Below are 26,716 nucleotides of genomic sequence, written 5' to 3'. Positions count from 1 at the left end.
CACCTTGAGTGGCAACGTCCTGACCAACGACGTGCAAGGCGCCGACCGCGTACCGACCGGCCCCAACGCCGGCCCGATCACCGCAGGCACCTTCACCGGGACTTACGGCACCCTGGCATTGAACGCCAACGGCACGTACACCTACACCCTCAACACCAACGATGCAGACTTCAAAAACCTGCACGGCGGCGGCAACGGCACTGAAACCTTCACCTACACCATCACCGATGCCGACGGCGATACCAGCACCGCGAACCTCGTGCTGAACATCCACAACAACGACGATCAGGTCTACCTCAACGGCCTCGACGTCAACGGTGGCGAACTGACCGTCTACGAGAAAAACCTCAGCGACGGCACCAGCCCCAACACCCCGGCACTGACCCAGAGCGGCACCTTCACTGTGACTGCCCTCGACGGTCTGCAAACCCTGACCGTGGGCGGCATTGCCGTGATCACCAATGGTGTGGCAGCAGGCTTCCCGCAATCGACCGTCACCCCGCTGGGCAGCACGCTGACCATCACCGGTTACGACCCGGCCACGGGCGTGGTCAGCTACAGCTACACCCTGGTGGATAACGAAACCCATCCGACCGCCAACGGCGCCAACAGCATCACCGAGAACTTCAACGTGGTGGCGACCGACACCGATGGCAGCTCCGCCACCGGGCAGATCAACGTCAACATCATCGACGACCTGCCGACCGCCAAACCCGACGCGACGTCGGTGCAGGAGGGCGGCACCGTCAGCGGCAACGTGCTGGACAACGATATCGGCGGCGCCGACGGCCCGGCTGCCAGTGGCGCGGTAGTGGGCGTGCGCGCCGGTTCCGACACCTCGACCTCGGCCATCGGCGGCCTCAACAGCAACATCAACGGCACCTACGGCTACCTGACCCTCGACGCCAACGGCAACGCGGTCTATCACAGCAACCCGAATGCCGTGAGTGGCCCGGGTGCGGTGGATGTGTTCGTGTACACCGTGCGCGATTCCGACGGCGATGAAAGCACCACCACCATCACCATCGATGTTTCCAACAGTAAACTGTGCGCGGTCAGCGACACCGATGTCACCGTCTACGAAAAAGCCCTCGATCTGACCAAGGACGGCCAGGATCTGGCTCCTGGTACGGTCACCGGCAGCGATCCGACCAGCACCGGGGAAACCGCGTCCGGCACACTGGTCGGCTCGGTCACCGGCGCGGTCGGTGTGATCAGCTACGCGCTGGTCGGCAGCGCCACCGGCAACTACGGGCAAATCGTGCTCAACCCCGACGGCACATACACCTACACCCTGACCTCTGCGGCCAGCACCACCCCGCACGCCGATGACGGCGCCAACACCCTGACCGAAACCTTCACCTACCAGGCCACCGATTCGCTGGGCAACGTCGTTACCAGCACCCTCGTGGTCAGCATCGTCGATGACGTGCCGAAGGCGATCAACGACAGCAACGCCGGCACCGCGTCGGAAACCCAGTTGACCCTCAACGGCAACGTGCTGACCAACGACGTGCAGGGCGCCGACGTGGTGGCAACCGGTCCGAATGCCGGCCCGATCACCCCCGGCACCTTCACCGGCACTTACGGCACCCTGGTGCTCAATGCCAACGGCACCTACACCTACACGCTGAACACCAACGATGCAGACTTCAAGAATCTGCACGGCGGTGGCAACGGCACCGAGACCTTCACCTACACCCTGACCGATGCCGATGGCGACACCAGCACCGCCAACCTGGTGCTGAACATTCACAATAACGACGATCCGGTGGTCCTCAACGGTCTCGACGTGTATGGCGGCGAACTCACCGTTTACGAGAAAAACCTCAGCGACGGCACCAGTCCCGACACCCCGGCGCTGACCCAGAGCGGCACCTTCACCGTCACCGCGCTCGACGGTCTGCAAACCCTGACCGTGGGCGGCATCGCCGTGATGACCAACGGCGTGGCGGCCGGCTTCCCGCAATCGACCGTCACCCCGCTGGGCAGCACGCTGACCATCACCGGTTACAACCCGACTACCGGCGTGGTGAGTTACAGCTACACCCTGGTCGATAACGAATCCCATCCGAACGCCAACGGCGCCAACAGCCTCACCGAGAACTTCAACGTGGTGGCGACCGATACCGATGGCAGCACCGCCACCGGGCAGATCAACGTCAACATCATCGACGACCTGCCGACCGCCAAGGCCGACACCGGCTCGGTGGCGGAGGGCGGCACGGTCAACATCAGCGTGCTGGGCAATGACATCAGTGGCGCGGATGGCGCTGCGATCGTGGTCGGCGTGCGCGCCGGCGGCAACACTGCGACCTCGGCCATCGGCGGCCTCAACAGCAACATCAACGGCAACTACGGTTACCTGACCCTCGATGCGGCGGGCAACGCGGTCTATCACAGCAACCCGAACTCGGTGAGCCCACCGGGCGCTACCGATACTTTCACCTACACCATCCGCGACAGTGACGGCGACGAAAGCACCACCACCATCACCGTCAACGTCGCCGACAGCAAACTCGTGGCCTCGACCGATCAGGACGTGACCGTCTACGAAAAAGCCCTCGAGCTGACCAAGGACGGACAAGACCTGGCCCCCGGCACAGTCATCGGCAGCGACCCGGGCAGCACCGGCGAAACCTCGACCGGCACGCTGGTCGGTTCGGTCAGCGGCGGCAGCGGGGCGATCACCTACACCCTGGTCGGCAGCGCCACCGGGACTTACGGGCAGATCCAGCTCAACGCCGACGGCACGTACACCTACACCCTGACCTCGGCGCCGAAAACCACGCCGAACGCCAACGACGGGCCGAACACCCTGAGCGAAAGCTTCACCTACAAAGCCACCGATGCGCTGGGCAACAGCACCACCAGCACCATCGTGGTCAACATCGTCGACGACGTGCCAAAAGCGGTGGCGTCGGAGCGTTCGGTGGCGGCGGTGGAGATCGACTCCAACATCCTTATCGTCCTCGACATCTCCGGCAGCATGGCCGACGCCTCCGGCGTACCGGGCCTGTCGCGGCTGGCACTGGCCAAGCAGGCGATCAGCGCCTTGCTCGACAAGTACGATGATCTGGGCGATGTGAAAGTGCAGCTCGTCACCTTCAGCAGCAACGCCACCGACCGCACTTCGGTGTGGGTCGATGTCGCCACGGCCAAGACGATTCTTGCCGGCCTCAGCGCGGGCGGCGGCACCAACTACGATGCGGCCGTGGCGACCATGTACAACGCGTTCAACACCTCGGGCAAACTCACCGGGGCGCAGAACGTCGGCTACTTCTTCTCCGACGGCAAACCCAACGAGGGTGACATCGGCACCGCCGACGAAGCGACGCTCAAGGCGTTCCTCGATGCCAACAACATCAAGAACTACGCGATCGGTCTGGGCAGCGGCGTGAGCAACGCCAACCTCGATCCGCTGGCGTACGACGGCATCACCCACACCAACACCAACGCGGTGGTGGTCACCGACCTCAACCAGCTCAACTCGGTGCTGTCCGGCACCGTCGAAGGGGCACCGGTCACCGGTTCGTTTATCGGCGATGGCGGCACGTTCGGCGCCGATGGCGGCTTCATCAAATCCATCGTGGTCGACGGCACCACCTACACCTATGACCCGAAAGCCAACGGCGGGCAGGGTTCACTGGTCGCCAGCGGCGGCGCCAACCACGGCACGTTCAACACGGTGAACAACACCCTGAGCATCGCCACCAACAACAGCGGCACCCTGGTGGTCAACCTCGACACCGGCGACTACAGCTACACCTCGCAGAAAACCACCACGACGGTGATCACCGAGAACATCGGCTTCACCCTCAGCGACAACGACGGCGACCTCGCCAGCTCGACCCTGACCGTGAAAGTGATCCCCAACGCGCCTCCGGTGGCGGCGGACGACCACATCATCACCAACGTGCTGTCGGGCAACATCGTGGTGCCGGGCGAGCTGTTGCTGGCCAACGACACCGACCCGAACGGCGACACCCTCAACGCCACGCCAACCTCGTTCAACACCGGCTGGGTCTCCAAATCGGCAGACTTCACCGGCACCGGCGCGATCAGCTTCACTGGCACCAACGCCAACACCGCCGCCAACCAGAACCTGGCCAACGTGCGTAACTCGTTCAGCGCCAACGCCGCGACCATGACCGCCGTGCTGGTGGTCAGCGGCTACCTCGGCGCGGTGACCAACACAAACGCCAACGATGAAGACCGCATCACCGTCAACCTGCGCCAGGGCGAAACCCTCAACCTGGACCACAACCTGGCGGCCGGTCACATCACCATGGAGTACTCGATCAACGGCGGCGCCTGGATCGCCCTCGCGGACGGCCAGACCCTGACCGCATCGTCCGACGGCGTCTACCAGATTCACATCACCAACATCAGCAACACCACGGGCAACAACGTCAACGCGGCGGAAAACTACCAGCTGACCATGACCCTCAACTACGCCGGGGCCCACGACATCACCCCGGATTACCACGGCACCTACACCGCCAACGACAACCACGGCGGCAGTGACACGGCGAACGTGACCATCAGCTATCAAGATGGCCACACCCTCACTGGCACCTCGGGCGATGACGTACTGGTGGCCGGCACCGGCGACAACATTATCAACGCCGGCGACGGCAACGATGTGTTGACCGCGGGCTCCGGCAACAACGAACTGCACGGTGGTGCCGGCAACGACTTGCTCTACAGCGGCCCGGGCAACGACCTGCTCTACGGCGGAACCGGCATCGACACCGCCAGCTATGCCCACGCCACCGCCGGGGTGACGGTCAACCTCGGCCTGCTCGGTGCGCAAAACACCGTCGGCGCGGGCACCGATACCCTGACCGGCATCGAAAACCTCGTCGGTTCGAACTTCAACGACACGCTCACCGGCGACAACAATAACAACGTGATCAACGGCGGCCTGGGCAACGACATCCTCAACGGCGGCGGGGGTGATGACCTGCTGATCGGCGGAATGGGCAACAACACCCTGACCGGCGGGCCGGGTGCCGACACCTTTCAGTGGCTCAAGGGCAACAGCGGTCACGACCTTGTCGCCGACTTCACCCCCGGCACCGACAAGCTCGACCTGTCGCAACTGCTGCAAGGTGAAAACGGCACGTCGGCCTCACTGGATGACTACCTGCACTTCACCGTCACCGGCAGCGGCGCCTCGGTCATGACCAGCATCGACGTCAGCGCCATGGCCGGCGCCACGCCGAACCAGACCATCGACCTGGCCGGCGTCAACCTGGCCAGCCACTACGGTGTAACACCGGGGGCGGGTGGGTTGATCGCCAGCGGGCACGACACGGCGACCATCATCAACGGGATGTTGAATGATCATTCGTTGAAGGTGGATACGGTGTAAGCCGGAGCTGAAACGACAAAACCCGCCGCCCCGAGTAATCGGGACGGCGGGTTTTTCTTTGCGCGTAGATCGCCCCCACCTCGAAACACTTGATCGTTCCCACGCTCCGCGTGGGAATGCCTCAATGGACGCTCTGCGTCCGCTCTTTGGGACGCGGAGCGTCCCGGGCTGCATTCCCACGCAGAGCGTGGGAACGATCAGGTGAGCAGTCGATCAGTCGATCAAGCTACAGCGGACGCCTCAGCCTTCAACTCCAGATTATCCAGTACCCGATTCACCGCCAGCTCACCCAGCATGATCAACTGCGCAATCCCCAACAACACATGCCGATGCGACCCATCCACCAACCCGGCAAAGTCATTGGCCATGACCTTAGCCGAAGTCAGGGTTTCGCAGGCGTCGGCCAGCAGCTCTTCGCTGTCGATGCCGGGGGCGATGAGGTAGCGGGTATTGGGTTTGAGCAGCGGCTTTCGGGGGAGGAGGGGATTGAGATAGTGATCGAGGGCGCGCTCGGCGGCTTCGTGGAATTTCTTGGAATCGAGGGTTTCGTAGGGCGAAGTCGAATCGACTTCCGGCGGGTTTGGCGTGGGTTTGATCATGGATAAAGCCTCTAGAGTAGTGGAGGCGCCACGCTTCGCTGCTAAACGAAGGAGGTGGCGGCCGTACGCGGGTTAGCAGACCAGGACTCTAGAACCCGGCGCACCGAAGTGCCCCACGCAAAGCCGCCATAACGTGAACGGACAGGCGTGAACCTGATCACGAACGAACGGCATTGTGCGTCTAGAGTAGATCCGGGCTGCTAAACCCGATCGCTGCTTTTCAGCGACCGCCAAACAATAGAACCCGCCCCCAAGGCGCACAAGCCGGCGGATTCTGGCGGATGCGTAGGCAAAGGCGCAAGGTTGTGTGGCTTTGCGGACATAAGCTTCAACACTCTTCAACAGCGGTTTTCGAAGGCGTGGAAACGACAAAACCCGCGCTCCCGGATTACCGGAAACACGGCTTTGTAGGGGCGGGAACATGCACTCCCTTTTCTCTTTTCCTCGCTCAATACCGTCTCAGACACCATGGCCAATAACGAGCATTCACGTCAGTGGTACATACATGTCCGCCACCTCCATGTACATAATATCCGACGGTGCCTGCGGGGCACGCCGTGGTATCGCACATCCACGTAACCCATCCTGCTGACAGTGGCCAGTTATACCCATAAACCACGTACATGGAGGGCCAGGTAAGTGTCAAGGGAATCGAACCTGGAACACTATTCATCCAGTTCACGGCTTCATAATGCGTCATAGGTGCAGCATAAATATCCAATCTGTAAATATTGATTGAGTCCACATAGATCGCATGAGTGGTGAATTGGTCCTGAACATAAAGGTAGGCAGCCCCGCAGCGAAGGCCGATTACAACGCCATTGGCGTCAACGGAAACAACAGAGGGATTGCTTGAACTGAAGGTACGCTGGCCCACACCATATTGCGGGATTAGTTGTAGCCAGTTACGCGGCCATCTGGCACCAGTTTCCGGCCAACCGGTATAGACCCGATATCCGTCTAGAAGTCGGCGCGTCGTATCGATTTGCAGAGGTCGGCGAAGGATAACGTTGCGTGTCGGGGAGGAAAGGTTGTTGCCATATTTCGCTCGGGCAACAATCGAGTTGTAGGCGTCATAGTTGCTCACCGTCACTGAAGCACCGGGAGCGTTGCCAGCGCTATCGGTAGTGACGACTTTCTGCGGTGAACCGTTGACCAGGATTTCAATTTGCTCATTGACGCTACCACGACAGTGAATGGTCAGGGCCGTGGATATCGTTTCGGTGTTCTGAGGAACTTCCCCTTGAGGGGCTTGTACTGCTGTGATGACCGGTTGCAGTTCGACCAGCGATTCGACCTTGTACCTTTGCATCGGAAACAGCAGGGGCTTTTGACCCAGACCGAGAATGACCGAGAAAAAAATGTCCAGGTCGGTTTCGTCTTTCAGATCACGAAACCAGGCGAGTATCAATGCCGTTATCGAGCCCTGTTCGGTTCCGGTCACCTCTCCGTTGAGCGCTTGATAGCTCACTTTCGTGCCGTTTTTATGGGTGCCTTCAAACCTTAGAAACCTGGCTTGTCCCGGTGCCTGTCCCGGCCAAGGTGCCACTCGCAGCAAGTTGGCTGCCGTCAGTTTCTTCACCTCTACAATCCCTTGTACTCCGTCGATCGTCGGAGTGGGAAAGTCTTTGCTGTAGTTCGGGATGGGGGCCACCGAGATTTCCGTGGTTTGCGATGAAGCGACCCGTTCCCCTTTGAACCGTAGGTTCCAGTGCATCTCGAATGTCGTGCCGTGGTTTCTGATCAGGAAGTTACGATCCAGTTTCCAGGTGGCACGTTTGTCTTTGTCGAAGGGCTTGATTCCGAGATCTGGCGAGTTTGCTGGTGCATCTGTTTGTACCAGTCTCGCCCGATGTTCTGCCGTTGCGCCGGGGAATTCGGCTTCCACAGTAGCCTCGGCCCCGAGTGGATTCAGCGGCTGGGATTCCAACAGTTTTGGCGGCGTGAGAGCGGCGTCTTTGTAAAGACCAATTTTCAATTCACTCAGATCGGAAACAACCGTCGGCTTGCCCGGGTTGGTAATTGAGCATTGCAGTAACAGTTTGGAGTCGGGGAACTGGGCAAAGTATTTTGGCGCTACGTCAAAGACGATCTCACGTGTCGGATATTTGATCTTTTGCCGGAATACAAACAGTGTCGGGACACCTTCCTTATCCTCGGTCTGCCAGCTGAGCTTGGCTCTTGCGCCTTCTACAAGAGGCCAATAATCGGCACAGCGTACTTTCACCAAAGCAGCGTCCACGGGAATGACGTCTTCTTTCTGCGGTGTCGCGGTCGGTTCACCCAAAGGCTGGGCGACGCCAGAAACAGTGGCAAAGGCTGGCTTCGAATGTTGGGTGACGCCCCCCTTTATCAATTCGTAGCCGGCCTCGAAGTTGCCACCGATCAAGTTCTTAACTCGGTAGTTTTCCATCTCGAAAACTTCGGTCCTGCTGGCACGTTCGACTTTCCGACTATAGGTATGGCTGACGGCTTCGCCTGTCTTTGTAAAACCCTTGATTGATAAATTGATGATGTTACCGATTGCAAATATCCCGGTGACAAGAATCGTCAGGAAACTACCGTTCAGTTGATCGTGATGGACTACGTCTTTTTCATCGGCCAATTCAATGATTGGAGCCGGCACCAGTTTCTCTAAAGGCTTGAAGATAATGCTGAGCGCACGCGACCACCCGCTGAAGTTGTGAACCCGGTCGCGCACCATCCAGCGTGCGTGTAGCTTGTCGGTCGCAGGGATGGTTGCGAGTTCTTCAGGGGTTACGTCAATGTCGGTAGTGCCACCGGGTGTGGTGATGACAATCTCCCAGCGCAAGGGACCGAGCGTGACGGTCACAAGGTCACCTTTGTTTGAGTTGTAATACTTGGGCGCGGTCAGCGTCAGCCCTTCTTCAACCACCGTCTTGTCGATTATTGTTTCTGAACATTCAACCAGCCCCAGGCCCTGATTGTGTGGTTCGGCGTGGTCCGTGTCCTGTTCGCCCGGTTCGGGGTTCAGGAAACAGAGATCGGCTTTGGGCGACTCCTCTTCATTGCCACTCAGTCTGAAAATGTGAAACCAGCATTTTTCGTTCTTGGGTTCGAGAGGGGGGAAGTTGGAATACATATTATCAATCGGGATATAGAACGCGATGGGTTTCGCGTTTCCTTTGTCATCGAAATGCTCGTCTTTGACATTGATAGTTGTGACAATTTCATTCCCAATATGAAACTTACCCCTGTCGCCACTGGCCATGTTCAGATAGGGCAGCAGGTAAGCCAACAGGCCTCTGTAATCACTTTTCACCATGCTTATATTGATACCTTGTGCGCCATCATTCTGAAGCTTGTGGCCGATGACCAAGGGGGGATTTATTGCATTAACACGTATGCCGCCGGTATCAGGTGGAAATACAACCTCCTGCACGGGGGAATCAGGATCGGGCGTATTGACGGGACTGTTCATGAGTGGGCACCTTCGCAAGAGGGGGTGCCCGAATGTTTGAATGCCGGCACCGTTGCCGAAGGATTAGAGCGCTGACACGTTTAACTGCCTACTGTCAGATCTGACAGGGGAATGAGGGTTTTCGACGAGCGGTTGTTCGGGTATGGCGCCTCAGAACTTGCGCAACGTCTTCTGCCGCAAGATATAAACCGTCACCAGCACCGCACTGGTCAGCATGAACCCGCGCGCCCATGGCAGAGGCACCAGGTAGCACGAGAACAGAATGCTCGCCCACATCAGCCCGATCGCGTAGACCTTGCCCTTGAGCGGAATGCCGTTGCCGTCGAGATAGTCGCGGATCCATGGCCCGAGCCGGGGATGCTCGACCAGCCATTGATAGAAACGCGGAGAGCTGCGGGCGAAGCAGGCGGCTGCCAGCAGCAGGAAGGGGGTAGTGGGGAGAACAGGCAGGAAAATCCCGATCACCCCCAGTGCCACGCTCAGCCAGCCGATGGCCAGCAGGATGTAGCGCAACATCAGGGGACGGTTGCCTATGGGGTTGTCCATAGGCCGGATCTTAGTGGTGACGTGGCTTGAGGATCGCCGGTTTTTCGTCGGGCGCCTGGCACAGCAGGTACAGCGCGGTCAGGGCTTCCGGGATCTGCACGATCATGTCGTCCATCAGGTTGGCATCCTTGGCGATGTCTTCGAACTCAGGCTGTTCGTCGAACAGGCCCGAACCGACCATGATCGGCAGGAGCATTTCGCTGACTTCTTCTTCGGCGGTTTCGAACCAGGCCGCTTCGCGCAGGAACACGCCTTCCATGAAGCCGATGCACCAGCCGCGCAGTTCGGAATCGTCCGGATCGTCGCCCAGGTCCAGTTCGCATGGCAGCTCGAATTCTTCATCGGAGGCCAGTTGGCGGGCGATGTGAGCCTTGAGGCCGATCAGCGTGGCTTCGATCTCTTCGCGCTGGGCTTCGCTGCTGTAATGCGGCTCTTCGGCAAACAGGGCGTCGATCCACTCACGATCCGGCACCACGTCGGCGCAGATCGACAGCGCCGTCAGGTAACCGTGAGCGGCCACGTAGTCCAGCGCCTCTTCATGCAGCTCGTCGGCGTCGAGGAAGACTTGCAGGCGGGTTAGTTGCTCGGCGAAGGACATTAAAGGGCTACCTTGGGGGAATAAACAATGCGGGAATTCTAGGCCTTCTTGAGCCCTCAAGCCAGCCGCACGGCAGATTTGCCTGCACAAGCTTCTTATCGGCGGTGCCCTTTGCCGGGGAGGGCTCGGGTATACTGCCGCGCTTTGCGATCCCTGCCGGTGTCGCGGCTGATTGTGTAGGGCGCGATGCAATGCGCGCTTACGTTTTGTTTAAAGCAGCCTCGGCTGTCTTGAACCAGCCTGTGCAGGGATGTTTCGGTGGATTTTTGGAGTTTTTATGCTCGAACAGGCTCAACGCGTCCTCAAGGACATCTTCGGCTACGACAGTTTCCGTGGCCGTCAGGGTGCAATCATTGAGCGCGTGGCCAGTGGCGGTGATGCCCTTGTCCTGATGCCGACCGGCGGCGGCAAGTCCCTGTGCTTCCAGGTGCCGGCGCTGCTGCGCGATGGCTTGGCGGTGGTGGTGTCGCCGCTGATCGCGCTGATGGACGATCAGGTCGCCACCCTCGAAGAGCTGGGCGTGGCAGCCGCCGCGTTGAACTCCACATTAAGCGCTGAACAACAGCGCGACCTCGCCAACCGGATCAAACGCGGCGAAGTGAAAATGCTCTATCTGGCGCCGGAGCGTCTGGTGCAGCCGCGCATGCTGTCGTTCCTGCAAGGCTTGAACATCGCGCTGTTCGCCATCGACGAAGCGCACTGCGTATCGCAATGGGGCCATGACTTCCGCCCGGAATACCTGCAACTGGGGCAGTTGGCGGAAATGTTCCCCGACGTGCCGCGCATCGCCCTGACCGCCACCGCCGACAAGCGCACCCGCGAAGAAATCGTCACTCGCCTGCATTTGCAGAATGCCGAGCGTTTCCTGTCGAGCTTCGACCGGCCGAACATCTTCTACCGCATCGTGCCCAAGGAGCAGCCGCGCAAGCAGTTGCTGGCGTTCCTCGCCGAGCGGCGCAGCGATGCCGGCATCGTTTACTGCCTGTCGCGCAAGAAGGTGGAAGAGGTGGCCGCGTTTCTCACCGAGCAGGGCTTCCCGGCGCTGCCGTATCACGCCGGTCTGCCCAACGATCTGCGCGCCTATCACCAGAAGCGCTTCCTCAACGAGGAAGGCCTGATCATGGTCGCCACCGTGGCGTTCGGCATGGGCATCGACAAACCCAACGTGCGTTTCGTCGCCCACCTCGACCTGCCGAAATCCCTCGAGGCCTATTACCAGGAAACCGGACGGGGCGGCCGTGATGGTCTGCCGGCGGACGCGTGGATGGCCTACGGTCTGCAAGACGTGGTGATGCTCAAGCAGATGCTGCAGAACTCCGAGGGCGACGAACGCCACAAGCGTCTGGAGCAGCACAAGCTCGACGCGATGCTCTCGCTCTGCGAAGAAACCCGCTGCCGCCGTCAGGCGCTGCTGGCGTACTTCGACGAAGACATGCCCGAGCCTTGCGGGCACTGCGACAACTGCACCGACGGCGTGCAGACCTGGGATGCCACCGAGCCTGCGCGTCAGGCGCTGTCGGCGATCTATCGCACCGGCCAGCGTTATGGCGTCGGCCATCTGGTGGACGTGCTGCTGGGCAAGGACAACGAAAAGGTCCGCAGCTTCGGCCATCAGCACCTGTCGGTGTACGGCGTCGGCAAGGCGCTGAGCGAGAGCGAATGGCGCTCGCTGTTCCGTCAGTTGGTTGCCCGCGGTCTGGCCGATGTCGATCACGAAGGCTATGGCGGGCTGCGCCTGAGCGACACTTGCCGGCCGCTGCTCAAGGGCGAAGTGAGCCTGGAGCTGCGCCGCGACCTCAAGCCGCAAGTCAGCGCCAAGAGCGGCAGCAAGAGCCCGGCCAGTCAACTGGTGCGCGGCGAAGAGCGCGAACAGTGGGAAGCATTGCGTGCCCTGCGGCGCAAACTGGCGGAAGAACACGGCGTGCCGCCGTATGTCATCTTCCCCGACTCGACCCTGCTGGAAATGCTCCGCAGCCAGCCGACCTCGCTGGCGGACATGGCCCGGGTCAGCGGCGTCGGCGCCCGCAAGCTGGAGCGTTACGGCGAGGCCTTCCTCGAAGTGCTCGGCGGCGAGGCCGAGGCGCCGAAAGTGGTGGCCGACGTGCGCCACGAACTGATCACCCTGGCCCGCGCCGGTATGACGCCGTTGCAGATCTCCGGCCAATTGCAGTGCTCGGAAAAGAACGTCTACACCATGCTCGCCGAAGCCATCGGCAAGCAGCAGCTGTCGCTGGAACAGGCGCTGGATTTGCCGGAAGACCTGATGGGGGAAGTCCAGGATGCGTTCCTCGACGGCGAAGGCGAGTTGCCGTCGGTCGCCGAAGTGGCCGAGCTGTTTGCCGGTCGCGTACCGGAAGGCGTGCTTTATTGCGTGCGGGCTGCGCTGCAATCTGAATTCGAGATGTAACTCGACCCTTTCCCCTCACCCCAGCCCTCTCCCCCAGGAGAGGGGGCCGACCGAGTTGTCTTGCGCTATACGTCGACCTGAAATACCGGGTCGATTGTGGATTCAACATAGAGCATTCAGGTCGGCGTATTTCCTGAATATTCCCCAATCGGTTCCCTCTCCCTCCGGGAGAGGGTTAGGGTGAGGGGCTTTTCAGATGTAACGATTCAGTACAAGTCCCCTCTTGCCTATAGGCAAATGTCATGCTTAGCTGACTAATAATTAGTTTTTCTCTATTTGTTCAGTCTAATCATGAGTGTTTTATGCCGTTAACCGATCAACACCGTTTTGGCATGCAATTGGCCCAGATGTCTCGTGGCTGGCGTGCCGAACTGGATCGCCGGCTGGCCGGTCTGGGCTTGTCCCAGGCACGCTGGCTGGTGCTGCTGCATCTGGCGCGTTTCGAAGAGGCGCCGACCCAGCGGGAGCTGGCGCAAAGCGTCGGCGTCGAAGGGCCGACCCTGGCCCGTCTGCTCGACAGCCTGGAAAGCCAGGGCCTGGTGCAACGCCAGTCCGTGATGGAAGACCGCCGGGCGAAAAAAATCGTGCTGTGCTCACCGGCGCTGCCGCTGATCGAACAGATCGAAACCATCGCTACACAACTGCGCAAGGAATTGTTTGAAGGCGTCGACGAGGCGGATCTGAAGGTCTGCATGCGGGTTCACGGGCACATTCTGGCCAACCTGGAAAAGTCTTGAGGCATAACCGCGTGCCGTTTTTTTGAGAGATCGCGCTGGGCGGACTATAAGAACTACTGGGCAATATCGTGTTCGTACCGGATGTGCGAACGCATAGAAGTCGGTTTTGCTTATTTAAGGGATGCTCATGCTCGGAAGTCGGCACGTGGTATTGCGTTGCGCCAACTCGCTGTTGGTGGCCGGTGTTCTCACCTGGTCCACCGCGTCATTGGCGCTGGGGCTCGGTGACATCACCGTGCATTCAGCCCTCAATCAGCCGCTCAAGGCTGACATCGCCCTGGTAGATGTCGGGGGCGTCAGCGAAAGCGAACTGGCGGTTCGTCTGGCCTCGGCGGACGAGTTTGGCCGCGCCGGCATCGAGCGCGTGTTCTTTCTCAATGACCTCAAGTTCACCCCGATCCTGCGTGGCAATCGCAACATGATCCGGGTGACGTCCAGCAAACCGGTCAACGAACCCTTTCTGAATTTCCTGGTGCAGCTCGATCAGCCCAATGGCCACCTGCTGCGCGAATACACCGTGCTGATCGACCCGCCGGGCTCGCCGGGGATTGTCCCGGCCACCGATGAGCCAACTGCGCGTGCGCAATCGTCGGAATTCCCGACCCCCGAGACTCCGTCTGCAACCACGCCGGCCAAACCTGCTGCGCCTGTTCAGCCACCGACACCGGTCGCCGACGCGCAGGCCGAGCAACTGGCGGCGAGCCTTGTGCAGAATCAGCAACTGCAAAAAACCATCGATGAATTGAACGTGAAGCTTCAGGCCCAGGAAGTGCTGATCGCTGACGGCAAGAAACAGCTCGGTGATTTGCAGGCCCGACTGATTGAAGTGCAACAAGCGCCGCCGGCACCTGTCGCACCCGTGGCACCTGCGCCTGCGCCGGTCATTGCCTCGGTCGAGTCTCAGGAGGATTCACTCAACTGGCCGCTGCTCGGCGGACTGCTGCTGGTACTGGGATTGCTGGTGGCAGGGCTGTATGTGCGTCGGCACCGCCAGCAAGCGCAAGTGGCTGAGGCGCCGACACCGTTCCTGCCGGTACGAAACGACCCCCCGGTCGACGACGCCGAACCGATGCAGCCGAGTTCCGTTCACAGTGCGGTCGAACATCGTGAGGAACACGCCAATGGCGATGTGCTGGAAGCGGTCGGCATTTATCTGGCCTACGGACGCATGGGCGAGGCTGCCGGTTTGTTGCGTGATGCGTTGCAGCGGGAACCGGAGCGCATCGACCTTGGCGTGCAGTTGCTTGAAGTGCTGGGGCGGCAGGGTGACACGCCGGCCTATGACGAGCAGGAAAGCCGTCTGCGCCAGCTCGGGGTCGAGGATCAGCGCTTGCAGGAGATTCGCGCCCGCTACCCGAAACTGGTCAGCGCGGCACCTCTGGTTGCGGCGGCCCCGGTGATCGCCGCGCTGCCGATCGAACCCACCACGCCTGAGGAGCCGTTAGCCGAAGACAATTTCGAACTGAACCTGGATCAGCTCTCGATGGCTTCCAGTTGGGATCTTGAGGAAAATCGCCCGACTGCTGCCGCACCTGAACAGGCGCCATCAACGCTGGGTTCCGATCTGCAGGTACTGCCACAGGATTTCGAGTTGCCGGAAACCCTGCCCGACGACGCCGAAACCGCCGAGCTCGAATGGATCGTCGAACCGGAAACGCAGCCGCTGGACGAGGACTTTCTCAACGAGTTTGGCGATCCCGGCACGACGCTCTCACTGGAGCCACTGGAGCTGCATGCCCCGGAGCTGGACCCCGAACCCTCGGACACCGCCAACGCCGGCAAACTCGAACAGGCCCAGACCTGCATCGACGACGGCGATATCGACAGCGCCATTGCCTTGCTCAACGAACTGCTCAAGGAAGCCGACGAACCCCTCAGGCAAACAGCGCGCACGTTGTTGGCGGGGATTCGCTGACCGTTGTCAGAAGGTCTGGCCGAGGTTCAGGTACACCGCCTGTTCATCCGCATCGTTCAGTCCATAGCTGAAGTTCAGCGGCCCCAGCGGCGTATCGAAGCCGATGAACACACTGGCGGCGTTGATATAGCCGCTGTCAAATACATTGTCGTTGTTCCAGGCCCGGCCGCGTTCCAGCGAGGCGCCGGCGTACAGCGGGAAGTCCAGCGGCAGGTACGAACGCGGGGTGAGGCGGCGGTAATACACCGCACGCATCAGACTGACGTTCTGCCCGGAGATCGCGTCTTCGCGGAAACCGGACAATTGCCGGGCGCCGCCGAGCAGGAAACTGGAGGTCACCACGTTGGCATCGTCCAGCGTGCGACCATAACGACCGCCGAGAATCAGCGTATCCGGGCCACTGCTCATGGCCTTGTCCAGTTTGAACTCCCACTGCCGGTAGCGCGTGTCGGAGCCCAGGCTCGGTTCGAACTGCACCAGCGTCAGGCCGATGTCTTCGCCTTCGTGGGGGTAGTAGACGTTGTCCAGCGAGTCGAAGGAATACTTCAGTGCATAGAACCCTTCGTTGAAGTTTTCGCTTGGCAGGTCCTGATCGCCGATCCGCACATCAGCCTTGCCCCAGGCCTCGCCAACCCCGAAGCGCACTTCGCCGCTGTTGCCGATCTGCCGGCCAAAGTTGAGGCCGAAGCCGTAGCGCTCGACGCGATACTGGGCGATCGGATCGTTGTCCAGAACCGAGTCGACGTTCTGTGCGGCAAACGAAGCATAAGGCGCCAGGAAGTAGCGAGAGCCGACGTCCAGCGGCTGATAGAACTCGCTGTACAGCTCTTGTTTATCGCCGATCTGCGCCCGGGTCAGCCATTCCGCACCCAGTCGGTTGATGCCGTTCACGCGGTAACTGGCGCCGAGGTTGAAGGCGCTGTCGCCACGCATGTCGTCTGACAGGCTGAGGCCGACCCGCAGATAATCGGTGCCGGTGCGTTTGCCGCGCGCGCTGATCACCAGCGTGTGATCCGCGCCTTTGTGCACCACGCGGTATTGCACCTGCTCGAAGTAATCGAGGCCGTACAGGGTGCCCATGTCGGTTTGCAGGCGACCCAGATCCAGCGGTTCGCCGATGTGCTGGCGGATGTAGTAGCGGATCACGTCATCGCCGACTTTCGAGTCGTTCTCGACCTTGATCGCGGTGATGATAGGCGTGCGCTGGCCCGGCGCGCGGGCGGCGTTGAGTTCGGCGTCTTGCGACTGCAGGGGTTTGAGGCGTGCGAGGCGCACGTTCAGGGCCTGGGTCGCGCGGTAGCCGGCGTCGATCATTTCCTGGCCGCGACCGAAGTCGGTGGCGCCGAAACTGGCCAGCGGCGGCTGGATCAGCACGTCATCGGGATGCAGGGTCGCCAGTTGCTCTTCGGAGTTGCGCCGGGTCATCAGGGTGATCGACTGGTTCAGCACATCGACCACGGTCAGCAGTTGCTTGCGGTTGCGCAGCGGGGTGCCGATGTCGACCACGATGGCCACGTCGACGCCCATTTCACGGGCCACATCGAGTGGAATGTTGTCGGTCATGCCGCCATCCACCAGCAATCGGCCGTCGAGTTCGACCGGAGCGAACACTGCCGGGATCGACATGCTGGCGCGGATCACCTGGGGCAGGTGGCCCTTGCGGAACACCACTTTTTCGCCGTTGGCGATGTCGGTGGTCACGGCGCGGAACGGGATCGGCAGCTTGTCGAAATCCCGGGTGTCGCTGGTGTGGGCCAGCAGGCTTTCCAGCAGCAGCGCAAGGTTCTGGCCCTGAATCACGCCCAGTGGCAGGCCGAGGCTGCCGTCATCGCGAAAGCTCAGCTTCTGTTTCACCAGAAAGTCGCGGTCGTCCTGTTTGCGCCGGAACGGTACGTCTTCGCGGGGCGGGGCGTCGGACAGCGCCTGCTGCCAGTCGATGGTCAGGGCGAGTTTTTCCAGCTCGTCGATCTTGTAGCCCGAGGCGTACAGCCCGCCGACCACCGCGCCCATGCTGGTGCCGGCAATCGCATCGATCTTGATGCCTTGTTCTTCCAGAGCCTTGAGCACACCGATGTGCGCCAGGCCACGGGCCGCGCCGCCGGACAGCACCAGACCAACTTTCGGGCGCGTCGCCTCACTGGCATGGACGCTGACACCAGCGAACAGGGGTAGGAAACCAAGCAACAGGCAGATCAGAAGACGACGCATCGTGAGTCTCGGGGCGAGCGATAAAGCCAGCTATTATAGCGGCGCCCTCTGGCTCAGGAGTTTCAGCGATCATGACCGTCACAAAACCGGAAATCGTCATTACCTATTGCACGCAATGCCAGTGGATGTTGCGCGCCGCATGGCTGGCGCAAGAGCTGCTCAGCACCTTCGGCGACGATTTAGGCAAAGTGTCACTGGTGCCGGGTACCGGCGGGATATTCCACATCACCTGCAACGACGTGCAGATCTGGGAACGCAAGGCCGACGGCGGTTTCCCGGAGGCCAAGGTGCTCAAGCAGCGGGTGCGCGACCAGATCGACCCTGACCGCGACCTCGGCCACAACGACCGTACTCAGTGAGAGGCTGCCTCGGCCGCGACGGTTTTCTTGTCGTTGCTGCCTGACATCCGGCTCGACACCACGATCGCAACAATGATCAGCGCGCCGCCGATCAACATGCGCAGGGTCGGATCTTCATCGAACAGCAGCCAGGCCACGGTAATCCCGTACACCGGCTCCATGGCGAACACCACCGCGGCGGTGCGCGCCTTGATTACCGCGAGGCTGGCGACGAACAGGCTGTGGGCGACGCCGGTGCAGAACACCCCGAGCAGACCGATCCACAACCAGTCGATGGCGCGCACTTCGCTCAGTTGCGGCGCCGCCACCGGCAGCAGACACAGTGCCACCACCACGTTCTGACACAGCGCCGCCTGCACCGCCGGGATGCGCCCGGAGCTGGCGCGGTTGGTCAGGGACAACAGGGAAAACAGCAGCCCAGACAGGATCGCCCAAAGCAGGCCGGTGGTCGCGCCGCTGGCCAGATCGAACGCCGGGGTCACCAGCACCAGTCCGACACTGACCAGCACCACCAGTACGATTTCATTGATGCGGATGCGTTCGCGAAAGATCAGCCCTTCGAGGATCACCGTGAAGGCCGGGAAACTGGCGAAACCCAGGGTCGCAATGGCGACGCCCGCGACCTTGACCGCAATGAAGAAACTCACCCAGTGCCCGGCCAGCAGCACGCCGCTCAGGGCCAGTCGCCGCCAGTCCACGGCCTGCAGTTTCTGCCAGCCGCCCTGTTGGGCGAAGCGGGCGAAAAACGCCAGGGCCAGCACGGCAAACGCGGCGCGTCCGAACACGATGACGGCGGGCGTTGCGGCCGCGAGTTTGCCGAAAACACCGGTCAGGCCGAACATCAGTGCGCCGATATGCAAGGCGCCGAGGGCGGTACGGGGAGTCATTGCAGTCCTTTTTTCCAAACACCATTACAGGCACACATTGAAACGTGTAACGGCCGAAAAGTCTGTCGGCAGGCTATCGACTTTTGTCGTCAGCCTCGCGTCGCAATTGTGTAGGAGAGGTGCCGAACTCACGCAGGACGGCGGCCGAGAACGCACTTTGCGAGTTGTAGCCGACACGGCTGGCCACTTCACCGACAGGCAGCGTGGTGTTGCGCAACAGCGCTACAGCTTTGTGCAGACGGCGACTGCGAATGTAGTCCATCGGTGTCTGCCCGCATTCGGCGACGAACCGCGCATGCAGCCGGGCGCTGGACAATCCGGCGACACGCGCCAGATCCGCGACTTGCAGCGGATAGGCCGCGTACTGCTCGATGTGCGCGTCGAGTGCCGCGTAGGGCAGGCGGCGCGCGACGATTTCGGCGGGTGGCACGTGGTTCAGGCTCGCCAGCAGCAACACCGCGCCCTGTTGCGCAATCAGCGGATCGTCAACCGGACTGTTCGCCAGCCAGCTGACCAATTGACCTTGCCCGGCATCCAGCGACAACCGCGCGGCGTTATCCAGCAGACGGCGGCTGGCATCGGCGTGATTACCCAACGAGCGCGTCAGCCATTGCTCGTCGGGCACATCCAGCACCAGACAGCGGCTGCCCTTGGGACTGCCGCACGCGTGATGCGCGCCGGCGGGGATCACCACGAAGCTCTGCTGCAATACCTGACTGCCACGCCCTTCGACTTCGAAATCCAGCGCGCCGGACAGGCCGAACACCAGTTGCGCGTGGTCGTGGCTGTGGGCGATCAGGTCGTGGCTGTAATGGCGCAGGGTCAGGATCGGTTGCATGGCGGTCTCCGGGCGAGCCGCCAGTCTACACCGGCGCAGGGGCGACGCGTTTGTCACACGACTGACGCATACCTGTCATGGTCGATTAACCGGGCGCGCGCAGAGTGGCGAAAACATCGCAGAGGGTTGCCCATGACCAGCGCCGAGCTCGCCAGACCCAGCCGTAAACAACGGGTTCGCACCCTGTGGATCTCCGACGTGCACCTGGGCACGCGGGATTGCCAGGCCGAGCATCTGTCGCAATTTCTCAAGGGCTACCACGCCGACAAGATCTACCTGGTCGGTGACATCATCGACGGCTGGAAACTGCGCGGCGGCATGTACTGGCCGCAGGCGCACACCAACGTGATCCGCCGTTTGCTGACCATGAGCAAGCGCGGCACCGAGGTGATCTACGTCACCGGTAACCATGACGAATTCCTGCGCCGCTATTCAAAACTGATTCTGGGCAATATCCAGCTGGTCGACGAGGCGGTGCACGTCACCGCCGATGGCCGGCATCTGCTGGTGATTCACGGTGACCAGTTCGACGTGATCACCCGCTATCACCGCTGGCTCGCGTTCCTTGGCGATTCAGCCTACGAGTTCACCCTGACCCTCAACCGCTGGCTCAATCACTGGCGGGCGAAATACGGTTATGGCTACTGGTCGCTGTCGGCCTATCTCAAGCACAAGGTGAAGACGGCGGTCAGCTTCATCAGCGACTTCGAAGAAGCCATCGCCCATGAATGCGTGAAGCGCGAGTTGCACGGTGTGGTCTGCGGGCACATCCACCACGCCGAGATCCGCAAGGTCGGCGAGGTGGATTACCTCAACTGCGGCGACTGGGTGGAGTCATGCACGGCGCTGATCGAGCACTGGGATGGCACGATCGAGCTGTATCGCCTGGCCGATGCGCAGGCGCGGGAAGCCGAACTGAAAGCGGCGAAGGTGGCCGAGCTGGCCTGAGTTTTCAAATCAACTCAGGCCGGGCTGTGCTCTTCCATCGCCGCCTTGTAGATTGAGTTCTTCGGCTGGGCAAACAGCCTTTCCATCATCGGTTCAAAGAAACTCAGCGGCAAGGTGTCGTACTCGGGGTCGAACGCCGCCGCGTCATATTTGGCGCAGAACTCCGCGGTCGCCAGAAACTGCGGGTGGTCGCTGAATTGCTCGCGCAGGTGCCGATCCATGCCCAGGTGATGGAAGAAGTAGTAGCCCTGGAAGATCCCGTGCTTTTCCACCATCCACAGGTTCTCGGCGCTGACGAACGGCTTGAGGATGGCGGCGGCGATGTCCGGGTGATTGTAGGAACCGAGGGTGTCGCCGATGTCGTGGAGCAGGGCGCAGACCACGTATTCCTCGTCGCGGCCGTCGCGAAAGGCGCGGGTGGCGGTTTGCAGCGAGTGGGTCAGGCGATCCACCGGGAAACCGCCGAAATCGCCTTCGAGCAGTTTCAGGTGGGCCATGATCCGGCCCGGCAACTGACGGGCGTAGGCGCTGAAATCCGCCGCAATGATCGCCCAGTCGTCCTGTGTGCCGTCCTTCATGTGGGTGAAACGGGCAGTGGCATTCATCGGCAGTCCTCTTGTCGGAATTTCTAGAACGGCACGCGGCCCAGGATCATGTCGCGGTACATGACGAAGTCGCCGAGCAGGCTGTAGAACGGGTGCTGGAAGGTGGCCGGGCGGTTTTTCTCGAAAAAGAAATGACCGACCCAGGCAAAGCTGTAGCCCGCCAGCGGCAACGCAAGTAAAAGCAGCCAGGCGCCCTTGGCGATGGTCAGGGCGAGAATGAAGATCACCAGCGTCGTGCCGATGAAATGCAGGCGACGGCAGGTGCTGTTGCCGTGCTCGCTGAGGTAATACGGATAGAACTCGGCGAAGCTGTTGAAATGCTTGATGGTTTCCACGACTGCGATCTCTGTGGTTATTGTTCTGATTGCAAGTTGTTCGGCGGGTAGCTTATTTGAGTCTAGAGTGATCAATGGCGTCGGCCAGTGACAATCGGCGCCACTTTACTATCCTTGGGAAATCGGCCGTAGTATGCGGCTCACCATGTCATCCAAGAAAAAACGCCATGAGCGAACGAACGACTTCTGCAAGCTGGGCGATGGGGATTGTCAAAGCACTGGAAATGGACGGCCTGGATTGCCGGGTTTTGTTCAGACAGCTGGGGCTCGACTACGCGGCGCTGGAGGACCCGGACGCACGCTTCCCGCAGGATTCCATGACCCGACTCTGGCAACGGGCGGTCGAGCTGTCCGGCAATCCGGCGATCGGCCTGAATATGGGCAAGGTGGTGCGGCCGGCTTCGTTTCATGTAGCGGGCTATGCGCTGATGTCCAGCAATACGCTGGCGGAAGGTTTTCAGCGACTGGTGCGTTATCAGCGGATCATCGCCGAAAGTGCCGACCTGAGTTTTCGCCTGCTCGACGAAGGTTATGCGCTGATCCTGACGGTGCACGGCGATCATCTGCCGCCGACCCGGCAAAGTGCCGAAGCCTCGCTGGCCTGCGCGCTCGCGTTGTGCGGCTGGCTGACCGGACGCACGCTGCACCCGCGCAAAGTGCTGGTGCAGGGCGACCAGCCGGATGATCTTGAACCCTATAAACGAGCCTTTCATGCACCGCTGGTGTTCAACGCGCCGTATGACGCGCTGATCTTCGAGCGGGCCGACATGGAAGCGCCACTGCCCACCGCCAACGAGGCGATGGCGCTGCTGCATGACCGGTTTGCCGGGGAATATCTGGCGCGGTTTTCCGAAAGTCGCGTGACGCACAAGGCGCGTCAGGTGCTGTGCCGCCTGCTGCCGCAGGGCGAGCCGAAGCGCGACACTGTGGCGCAGACCCTGCACTTGTCCCAGCGCACCTTGCAACGACGCTTGCAGGAGGAGGGCACCAGTTTTCAGCAGTTGCTCGACGACACCCGCCGCGAACTCGCCGAGCAATATCTGGCGCAGCCGAGCATGACCTTGCTGGAGATTGCCTATCTGCTGGGCTTTGCCGACCCGAGCAATTTCTTCCGCGCCTTCCGCCGCTGGTTCGACACCACGCCCGGCGATTACCGGGCGCGGTTGCTCGAGGCGCCGAAGGCGATCAGTGACGCCAGAACGCCGGAATACACAGTACAAACACCGTAATGATCTCCAGTCGGCCGAGCAGCATGCCGAACGACAGAATCCACTTGGCCGCATCCGGCAGGCTGGCGAAGTTGCCGGCCGGGCCGATGGTCTCGCCCAGGCCCGGGCCGACGCCGGAGACGGTGCTGGCGGCACCGGTCAACGCCGTCATCCAGTCCACGCCCAACAGCGACAGCAGCAGGGCGATCACGCAGATGGTGATGGCGAAGAAGAACGAAAAGGTCAGAATCGAACGAACGATTTCCTCGTCGAGGCGATGACCGTTGTACTTCTGCTTGATCACCGCTCGCGGGTGAATCAGCTGGTTAAGGTTGGCCTTGAGCAGGATGTAGGCGACCTGGAAACGGAAGATCTTGATCCCGCCCGCCGTCGAGCCGGAGCAGCCGCCGACGAAGCCCAGATAGAAGAACAGCATCAGCGAGAAGTTGCCCCACAGGCTGTAGTCGCCCAGCGCGAAACCGGTGGTGGTGACCACTGACGTCACGTTCAGCGCCACATGCCGCAGCGCGTCCAGCCAATGCAGGTTGGTGGTCCACCAGTACCAGGTGCCGAGCACCAGCCAGGTCACCAGCAACATCCCGAGCAGACCCTGCACCTGTTGATCCTTGATCAACGCCCGGCGGTTGCCGCGCAGCGTCGCCACGTACAGGGTGAACGGCAGGCTGCCGAGAATCATCACCACCACCGCGACCCAGTGCACCGCCGGTTGCGTCCACTTGGCCAGGGACTGGTCGGAGGTCGAGAACCCGCCGGTGGAAATCGCCGACATCGCGTGGTTGATCGCATCGAACGGGCTCATCCCGGCCCACCAGAACGCCAGGCTGCCGAGAATCGTGATGCCGACGTACGCCGCCACGATCAGCCGCGCCACCATGTGCGAGCGGGGCATGACCTTCTCCGAGCGGTCCGAGGATTCGGTCTGGAACAGCCGCATGCCACCGATGCGCAGCAGCGGCAGGATCGCCACCGCCATGCCGATGAAGCCGATGCCGCCGATCCAGTGCAGCAGCGAGCGCCACATCAGGATGCCGGGGGACATGTCGTCCAGATGGTTGAGCACGGTCGAGCCGGTGGCCGTGATGCCGGACATGCTTTCGAAGAACGAGTCGGTGTAGCTGATGTGCTGGGTCAGCAAAAACGGCAGTGCAGCAAAGATGCACACCACCAGCCAGCTGCTGACGGTCAGCAGGTACATGTCCCGGGGGCGCAGGTGAATGTGCTCCGGGCGACCGGGAATCACCAGCGCCAGGCCGGCGAGGAAGGTGATCATGCTCGCCCAGAGGAACGACGGCAGATCGCCGGTGCGCTCGAAAATCACCAGGGTGGCCATGGGCACGACCATGGCGATGGCCAGGGTGATCAGGAAGATGCCGATGATGAAACCAATGATCCGTAAGGTCGGCAACGCCATGAAGTCCGCTCGGGCTGATGTGGGAAGGGCGCCATTCTACCTGCGGTGCAAGGCATGTAAACCGACGCGTCTGGATCACTTGCAGCTAGAATAGCCGGACATTTTTTTCAGGAGGTGGCCGATGCAGGCTCTCGACGCTTTGCTCAACCGTGTTTCCGTTCCACGACTGATCGATCCGGCCCCCACCGCCGAACAGCGCGAAGTGCTGTTCGCCGCCGCGACCCGCGCACCGGATCACGGCCATTTGCAGCCGTATCGCTTCCTGACCGTCGAAGGCACGGCGCGTGAGCAGATGGGCGAGTTGCTGGCCGAAGCTGCAAAAATGCAGGAAGGCGAAGTCACCGAAGCGATGATCGACAAGGCCCGCAACGGCCCGCTGCGGGCGCCGCTGGTGGTCGTGGTCATCGCCAAATTGCAGGATTACGTCAAATACCCGAAGGCCGAGCAGTTGCTGGCGGCGGGCTGTGCGGCGCACGGGATTCTGCTGGCCGCTTACGCGCAGGGGATTGGCGCGGTGTGGCGCACGGGTGATCTGGCTTATTCGAAACATGTCGCCAAGGGTTTGGGCCTGACGGATGACGAAGAGGTGATTGCCTTCCTTTACCTCGGCACGCCGCAGAAAGAACCGCGGGTGGCCGAGAAGGTTGATCTGGCGGAGTTTGTCAGTGCCTGGCCGGGTAAGGCTTAAAGGGCCTTAAAAGCTTAAAAAGCGCCCTCACCCTAACCCTCTCCCGGGGGGAGAGGGGACTGATTGGGGGATGCTTCAGAGGTTCACCGACCTGGAAGAGCTTTGCCGAGTCCGGAATTGACTCGGTTCACGTGCTTGGCAGATCCATAATCGACTCGATTTTTCAGGTTGATGTATGACGCAAGACACCTCGGTCGGCTCCCTCTCCCTCCGGGAGAGGGCTGGGGTGAGGGCAGCTATTTAGGGCTGGACAATCGCCCCAGGCACCAGCGGCAACTCAAGACTGGCCACAAACCCGCCCTGCGGGTGATTGGCCAGCACCAGCGTCCCGCCATGCCGCTCCGCCGCCCGCCGGGCAATCGCCAGTCCCAGGCCATGCCCGGCAGCGGTCTGCCCCGGCGCCCGATAAAACGGTTCGCCCAACTGGCTTAGATGCTCGGCCTGCACCCCCGGCCCATGGTCACGCACGCTGACCACGATCCGCTCACCCTGACGTGACGCCTGCATTTCAATCGACTGCCCGACCGGGTTGAAGCGCTGGGCATTGCGCAGCAGGTTGTCCACGGCGCGCTCGATCATGGTCGGCCAGCCTGTCAGATTGAGTGCCGGCTCGGCCTCCAGACGCACGGTCTGCTCTGGCGAGCCCAGCTGCGCGTCCTTTTGCAGGGTGGCGAGCAAGGCATTCAGATCCACGTCTTCGGCGCTGGCGTTGTCGGCATCGACCCGCGCCAGCACCAGAATTTCACTGATCAGCGCTTCCAGCCGATCACACTCGCGGGTCAGGCGAGGCCAGAGTTTTTCCCGTTCTTCCGGGCTGGCCCGTTCGGCCAGTGCCAGGGCGATGCGCAGGCGTGCCAGCGGCGAGCGCAATTCGTGGGAGACATCACGCAGCAACTGACGCTGACTGCCGATCAGGCTTTGCAGACGGGCACCCATGCGGTTGAAGTCATTGGCCAGCACACCGAATTCATCCCGACGGTTGGCCAGTTGCGCCAGGCTGTTCTGTTGATAGGTGGTCTGGCCGAGGTCATGCACTGCACCGCGCAGGCGACTGAGCGGGCGAGTGATGGAAAACGTCACCAGCAGGCTGAACAGGGTCAGCACCACCAACGCAATGCCCAGCGCACTCAATGGCCAGAGTAGGCTTTCGCGGTGCCAGGCGTCGAGTTCGGGGTGCGGGATGCGGTAGATGAAGAGGTAGGTGTCGCCGCTTTTGTCGCTGGTGAATTCGTCGGTCAGACGGCGCCATGGCAGGCGACGGTCATCGTTGTTCTGCCGCGCCTCGAAGGCGGCCGCGCGCCGGGGGAAGGTGCCGCGCACCACCGGGTCGCCGGTTTCGTTCAGCACTTGCACGTCGATGTGGTACTGGCGCTTGCGCTGTTCGAGGATGTCCTGGGCGGCGTTTTCGCCCTGGGCTTCGTAAGTCTGCGTCCATTCGGCGGCCAGAGTGTTGAGGCCCGGATGGCGGCTGAGGATCCACGCGTCCTGGTTGAGCATGTGCCCCAGCAGAATGGAAAGCCCTGCAACCAGAGCGATGGCCAGCCAGAAGCTGGCGAGGATACGCCAGAACAATGAACGCACAGAAAA

The 26,716-nt window shown here is 61.4% G+C and carries 19 protein-coding genes; 8 read left to right on the top strand and 11 right to left on the bottom strand.

Annotated elements, in window-relative coordinates:
* The coding region (locus GQX66_RS27280) for a VCBS domain-containing protein (RefSeq protein ID WP_240872052.1) at nt 1-5,377 on the top strand (5,377 nt) is incomplete at its 5' end.
* 221 nt (nt 5,378-5,598) lie between these two features.
* On the opposite strand, the gene GQX66_RS27275 is transcribed toward GQX66_RS27280, so the two are convergent.
* The 4 genes from GQX66_RS27275 to GQX66_RS27260 form a co-directional block, all read right to left on the bottom strand.
* Nucleotides 5,599-5,976, bottom strand: a complete 378-nt coding sequence (locus GQX66_RS27275; protein WP_134022216.1) for a DUF6124 family protein — start codon at nt 5,974-5,976, stop codon at nt 5,599-5,601.
* A gap of 448 nt (nt 5,977-6,424) precedes the next feature.
* On the bottom strand, nt 6,425-9,418 hold the full coding sequence (locus GQX66_RS27270) for a hypothetical protein (protein WP_240872051.1): 2,994 nt from the start codon (nt 9,416-9,418) through the stop codon (nt 6,425-6,427).
* 150 nt (nt 9,419-9,568) lie between these two features.
* A complete protein-coding gene (locus GQX66_RS27265) occupies nt 9,569-9,964 on the bottom strand; it encodes a YbaN family protein (RefSeq protein WP_085747160.1) in 396 nt (131 codons plus the stop codon).
* A 10-nt stretch (nt 9,965-9,974) separates the two neighbouring features.
* A complete protein-coding gene (locus GQX66_RS27260; protein WP_007958400.1) occupies nt 9,975-10,562 on the bottom strand; it encodes a YecA family protein in 588 nt (195 codons plus the stop codon).
* A 277-nt stretch (nt 10,563-10,839) separates the two neighbouring features.
* On the opposite strand from GQX66_RS27260, the gene recQ reads away from it, so the two are divergent.
* The 3 genes from recQ to GQX66_RS27245 all read left to right on the top strand — a co-directional run bounded on the left by recQ (nt 10,840) and on the right by GQX66_RS27245 (nt 15,621).
* Nucleotides 10,840-12,969, top strand: a complete 2,130-nt coding sequence (gene recQ, locus GQX66_RS27255; protein WP_007958398.1) for a DNA helicase RecQ — start codon at nt 10,840-10,842, stop codon at nt 12,967-12,969.
* 302 nt (nt 12,970-13,271) lie between these two features.
* Entirely contained in the window at nt 13,272-13,706 is a 435-nt protein-coding gene (locus tag GQX66_RS27250) for a MarR family transcriptional regulator (protein ID WP_007958397.1), read from the top strand.
* 127 nt (nt 13,707-13,833) lie between these two features.
* On the top strand, nt 13,834-15,621 hold the full coding sequence (locus GQX66_RS27245) for a FimV/HubP family polar landmark protein (protein WP_240872050.1): 1,788 nt from the start codon (nt 13,834-13,836) through the stop codon (nt 15,619-15,621).
* A 6-nt stretch (nt 15,622-15,627) separates the two neighbouring features.
* Here GQX66_RS27245 and GQX66_RS27240 read toward each other — a convergent pair whose 3' ends face one another.
* On the bottom strand, nt 15,628-17,829 hold the full coding sequence (locus GQX66_RS27240) for a patatin-like phospholipase family protein (RefSeq protein WP_102686014.1): 2,202 nt from the start codon (nt 17,827-17,829) through the stop codon (nt 15,628-15,630).
* A 71-nt stretch (nt 17,830-17,900) separates the two neighbouring features.
* On the opposite strand from GQX66_RS27240, the gene GQX66_RS27235 reads away from it, so the two are divergent.
* Nucleotides 17,901-18,188: a SelT/SelW/SelH family protein gene (locus tag GQX66_RS27235; protein WP_085747156.1), complete on the top strand. Its 288-nt coding sequence runs from the start codon at nt 17,901-17,903 to the stop codon at nt 18,186-18,188.
* Here the strand turns inward: GQX66_RS27235 and GQX66_RS27230 are convergent.
* Both GQX66_RS27230 and GQX66_RS27225 read right to left on the bottom strand, forming a co-directional pair.
* Nucleotides 18,182-19,075: a DMT family transporter gene (locus GQX66_RS27230; RefSeq protein ID WP_085605699.1), complete on the bottom strand. Its 894-nt coding sequence runs from the start codon at nt 19,073-19,075 to the stop codon at nt 18,182-18,184. The two genes, GQX66_RS27235 and GQX66_RS27230, sit on opposite strands and share 7 nt — an antisense overlap.
* 73 nt (nt 19,076-19,148) lie before the next feature.
* On the bottom strand, nt 19,149-19,913 hold the full coding sequence (locus tag GQX66_RS27225; protein ID WP_085747154.1) for an AraC family transcriptional regulator: 765 nt from the start codon (nt 19,911-19,913) through the stop codon (nt 19,149-19,151).
* Between the two features lie 132 nt (nt 19,914-20,045).
* Here GQX66_RS27225 and GQX66_RS27220 point away from each other — a divergent pair, with 132 nt between their 5' ends.
* Entirely contained in the window at nt 20,046-20,861 is an 816-nt protein-coding gene (locus tag GQX66_RS27220) for a UDP-2,3-diacylglucosamine diphosphatase (RefSeq protein WP_007958385.1), read from the top strand.
* A gap of 14 nt (nt 20,862-20,875) precedes the next feature.
* Here the strand turns inward: GQX66_RS27220 and GQX66_RS27215 are convergent, their stop codons facing one another.
* A complete protein-coding gene (locus GQX66_RS27215) occupies nt 20,876-21,466 on the bottom strand; it encodes an HD domain-containing protein (protein ID WP_085605701.1) in 591 nt (196 codons plus the stop codon).
* Between the two features lie 23 nt (nt 21,467-21,489).
* Nucleotides 21,490-21,801 (bottom strand): DUF962 domain-containing protein, encoded by a 312-nt coding sequence (locus tag GQX66_RS27210; RefSeq protein WP_085747153.1) that lies wholly within the window; start codon nt 21,799-21,801, stop codon nt 21,490-21,492.
* A gap of 167 nt (nt 21,802-21,968) precedes the next feature.
* Here GQX66_RS27210 and GQX66_RS27205 point away from each other — a divergent pair, with 167 nt between their 5' ends.
* On the top strand, nt 21,969-23,030 hold the full coding sequence (locus GQX66_RS27205) for an AraC family transcriptional regulator (protein ID WP_207252641.1): 1,062 nt from the start codon (nt 21,969-21,971) through the stop codon (nt 23,028-23,030).
* Here GQX66_RS27205 and GQX66_RS27200 read toward each other — a convergent pair.
* A complete protein-coding gene (locus GQX66_RS27200; protein ID WP_085747151.1) occupies nt 22,987-24,441 on the bottom strand; it encodes a TrkH family potassium uptake protein in 1,455 nt (484 codons plus the stop codon). The genes GQX66_RS27205 and GQX66_RS27200 overlap by 44 nt on opposite strands.
* Before the next feature lie 121 nt (nt 24,442-24,562).
* Between GQX66_RS27200 and GQX66_RS27195 the strand changes: the two genes are divergently transcribed.
* On the top strand, nt 24,563-25,129 hold the full coding sequence (locus GQX66_RS27195) for a nitroreductase family protein (protein WP_240872049.1): 567 nt from the start codon (nt 24,563-24,565) through the stop codon (nt 25,127-25,129).
* A 240-nt stretch (nt 25,130-25,369) separates the two neighbouring features.
* On the opposite strand, the gene GQX66_RS27190 is transcribed toward GQX66_RS27195, so the two are convergent.
* Nucleotides 25,370-26,710, bottom strand: coding sequence for a HAMP domain-containing sensor histidine kinase (locus GQX66_RS27190; protein WP_240872048.1), 1,341 nt, complete (start codon nt 26,708-26,710; stop codon nt 25,370-25,372).
* Nucleotides 26,711-26,716: the final 6 nt, after the last annotated feature.

Source organism: Pseudomonas sp. B707 (assembly GCF_022496685.1).
Lineage (GTDB): Bacteria > Pseudomonadota > Gammaproteobacteria > Pseudomonadales > Pseudomonadaceae > Aquipseudomonas > Aquipseudomonas paraglycinae.
Note: the sequence above shows the minus strand (reverse complement) of the source record. Positions and strands in the feature narration are given on the sequence as shown.

Coding starts and splice junctions, on each gene's coding strand:
- GQX66_RS27270 (WP_240872051.1), bottom strand. CDS start 9,418: ATGAACAGTCCCGTCAATACGCCCGATCCTGATTCCCCCGTGCAGGAG.
- GQX66_RS27240 (WP_102686014.1), bottom strand. CDS start 17,829: ATGCGTCGTCTTCTGATCTGCCTGTTGCTTGGTTTCCTACCCCTGTTC.
- GQX66_RS27260 (WP_007958400.1), bottom strand. CDS start 10,562: ATGTCCTTCGCCGAGCAACTAACCCGCCTGCAAGTCTTCCTCGACGCC.
- GQX66_RS27235 (WP_085747156.1), top strand. CDS start 17,901: ATGACCGTCACAAAACCGGAAATCGTCATTACCTATTGCACGCAATGC.
- GQX66_RS27245 (WP_240872050.1), top strand. CDS start 13,834: ATGCTCGGAAGTCGGCACGTGGTATTGCGTTGCGCCAACTCGCTGTTG.
- GQX66_RS27215 (WP_085605701.1), bottom strand. CDS start 21,466: ATGAATGCCACTGCCCGTTTCACCCACATGAAGGACGGCACACAGGAC.
- GQX66_RS27275 (WP_134022216.1), bottom strand. CDS start 5,976: ATGATCAAACCCACGCCAAACCCGCCGGAAGTCGATTCGACTTCGCCC.
- GQX66_RS27265 (WP_085747160.1), bottom strand. CDS start 9,964: ATGGACAACCCCATAGGCAACCGTCCCCTGATGTTGCGCTACATCCTG.
- GQX66_RS27200 (WP_085747151.1), bottom strand. CDS start 24,441: ATGGCGTTGCCGACCTTACGGATCATTGGTTTCATCATCGGCATCTTC.
- GQX66_RS27195 (WP_240872049.1), top strand. CDS start 24,563: ATGCAGGCTCTCGACGCTTTGCTCAACCGTGTTTCCGTTCCACGACTG.
- recQ (WP_007958398.1), top strand. CDS start 10,840: ATGCTCGAACAGGCTCAACGCGTCCTCAAGGACATCTTCGGCTACGAC.
- GQX66_RS27205 (WP_207252641.1), top strand. CDS start 21,969: ATGAGCGAACGAACGACTTCTGCAAGCTGGGCGATGGGGATTGTCAAA.
- GQX66_RS27225 (WP_085747154.1), bottom strand. CDS start 19,913: ATGCAACCGATCCTGACCCTGCGCCATTACAGCCACGACCTGATCGCC.
- GQX66_RS27230 (WP_085605699.1), bottom strand. CDS start 19,075: ATGACTCCCCGTACCGCCCTCGGCGCCTTGCATATCGGCGCACTGATG.
- GQX66_RS27220 (WP_007958385.1), top strand. CDS start 20,046: ATGACCAGCGCCGAGCTCGCCAGACCCAGCCGTAAACAACGGGTTCGC.
- GQX66_RS27250 (WP_007958397.1), top strand. CDS start 13,272: ATGCCGTTAACCGATCAACACCGTTTTGGCATGCAATTGGCCCAGATG.